The organism is Vibrio sp. 970, assembly GCF_033339075.1.
In genome coordinates this window covers 1-507 of the sequence record NZ_JAWOTW010000867.1, presented here as the reverse complement: position 1 = coordinate 507, position 507 = coordinate 1, and the positions used below count along the sequence as shown (strand labels likewise).

1 protein-coding gene is annotated in these 507 nt (G+C 46.9%); it reads left to right on the top strand.

Translation table 11 applies throughout. The features are described 5' to 3' along the window. Positions 1 to 507 (top strand): molybdopterin-dependent oxidoreductase (locus tag R7Q11_RS29625; protein WP_225467397.1); only part of this gene is annotated, 507 nt, incomplete at both ends.

The following is a 507-nucleotide window of genomic DNA, read 5'->3' as shown; positions in this document are numbered from 1 at the left end:
AGAACCGAACATTTAAAAGCCGTCGATACCATTTGTACCTATTGTGGTGTGGGTTGTAAGTTGACCATGTTTGTCGATGAGCAACAAAACAAAATCCGCTGTGTAAAAGGGGCGGATTCGCCGGTTAACCAAGGTATGCTGTGCGTGAAAGGCCGTTTTGGTTTTGATTTCATTAGCAGCGAAGAGCGTTTAACGACACCACTGATTCGTAAAGATGGTTGGTTGCAGCCAGCAAGTTGGGACGAAGCGATTCAGCTAGTGGCTTCGAAGCTTTCGACCATCAAGCAAGATTTTGGTAGCAACGCACTGGCCGGATTCTCTTCAGCGAAAACCACTAACGAAGATAACTACGCGTTTCAAAAATTCATCCGTCGTGAACTTGGTACGAACAACGTTGATCACTGCGCACGTTTGTGTCACGCATCAAGTGTGACAGGGCTTGAAGCATCGTTGGGGAGTGGTGCGATGACCAACGACATTCCAAGCATTAAGCATTCCGATGTGATC